This window comes from Solibacillus faecavium (assembly GCF_014836905.1).
Lineage (GTDB): Bacteria > Bacillota > Bacilli > Bacillales_A > Planococcaceae > Solibacillus > Solibacillus faecavium.
This window is the reverse complement of record NZ_JACSPZ010000024.1, coordinates 1-1727: the sequence shown is the minus strand read 5'-3', so window position 1 is coordinate 1727 and position 1727 is coordinate 1. Positions and strand designations below refer to the sequence as shown.

Annotated in this window: 1 protein-coding gene; it reads right to left on the bottom strand. The window is 40.7% G+C overall.

The window, feature by feature from the left end; genetic code table 11:
• Window positions 1-122 precede the first annotated feature (122 nt).
• Window positions 123-1472 (bottom strand): IS1182 family transposase, encoded by a 1350-nt coding sequence (locus H9635_RS19070; RefSeq protein WP_191701905.1) that lies wholly within the window; start codon window positions 1470-1472, stop codon window positions 123-125.
• Window positions 1473-1727 lie beyond the last annotated feature (255 nt).

Below are 1727 nucleotides of genomic sequence, written 5' to 3'. Positions count from 1 at the left end.
GTTTCAGGTTGTCGACAAAAGGCATCGAGAGCTCGTCTCTCGATGCCTTTTGTCATTTCTTTTATCAAATTAGGCTCCGAAGTTCTGTAAAAGGGCTCCTCTTCGAGGGAAGATGCCCTCATCTAAGCTCCTTGCCAAGTCCATGTGGCAAGTTTCTTCAAGTTCATGGCAGCAAAAGTAAGCATCGCCTGCATGGACAATTTTTTAAGGCCTCTTAGCGTTGTCCATCGCATACCATGCTTCTCTTTCGCATCCGCAAAGACACGCTCAACCGTCTCTTTTCGTTTTGCATAAATGGATTTAATTTCATGATGATGACGAAGATGTTCGGCTTCTTCTAGATAATCTGCCCAAATATGTCGCTGAATCATTTTCGTATGATTTTTACTTTCCGTACATTGTGCTAGAAATGGGCAATCTGCACAAACCGCTGGATTCGATTTGTATTGGCGATAGCCTTCTTTCGTCGTCGTTGTATAGCGCAACATCTGGTCATTCGGGCAAATATAGCAATTATAGTGCTCATCATAGACATACTCATGTTTACGGAAGAAGCCATCTTTCGTTTTCGGTCTTGTATAAGGAAGAACAGGCAACATTTGATTTTCTAATAAAAAGTTCGTAATCGCAGGTGTTTTATAAGCCGCATCCGCAGCAACAGCCACAGGCTTTTTCACACGATGAATGACCTTTTCAACAAGCGGTTGCAGCATATGACTATCATGGATATTGCCCGGTGTCACAATCGTACCTAATACAAAGCCACGTTCATCTGTCGCTGCATGAAATGAATAGGCAAATTGTTTTGTCCGTTCGTCCTTCACATAGTAACCACTTTCAGGGTCCGTTGTGCTCTCTTTGATTTCTTTCCATTCTTCCTTTTCAAACTTCTCCGGTGGAAACGGCTTTTTCCCGTTCTTTTCACGGTCTATGTTTAACTCTTCTTGTAGCTTTTCTTCATAAGCACGTGTCTCTTTTCGAACCATCTTCTTATCAAATTTTCGTTTATTCGCACTTGCCTTAACATGCGTAGAATCAATAAAGATATGGTCAGCTGATAATAAACCCGCATCCACAATTTCTTTCAAGATGCGATAGAAAATCTGTTCAAATACATCTGTATCCTCAAAACGCCGTGTATAATTTTTGCCAAACGTTGAGAAGTGAGGCACTTCTGTATGAAAACCGAAGCCTAAAAACCAGCGATACGCTACATTCGTTTCAATTTCCTTAATCGTTTGACGCATCGAACGAATACCAAAAACGTATTGAATCATTGTCATTTTAAATAAGACAACAGGATCAATACTTGGTCTACCGAAAGGTGAATATAAGTTTTCAACTAATGGATATACAAACGAAAAGTCAATGGCTGCCTCTAATTTACGTACGAGATGATTTTCTGGGACAAGTTGTTCAATCGTCAACATTTCTAATTGATTACGTTCATTCATTTGGTTTTTAGTCATCATATCGGGACACCTCTTTGATTTAGATAAACTATATTAGAAAGAATAGATCAAGTTGATTGGAATGGAAGGGGCGACTTCTGCGGGAATAGCGGGACTGCCGATACACCGCAGGAGCGTAGCGACGAGGAGGATTGGCACCCGCCCGCGAAACGCGTCCCCTGGAATGGAAATCAACGGTTTTCATCATTTAAATTTATTTTAAAACAAAAAAGACTGTAGGCAAACTCGAATTTCTTCGAGTTTGTCTACAGTCTG

Coding starts and splice junctions, on each gene's coding strand:
- H9635_RS19070 (WP_191701905.1), bottom strand. CDS start 1,472: ATGATGACTAAAAACCAAATGAATGAACGTAATCAATTAGAAATGTTG.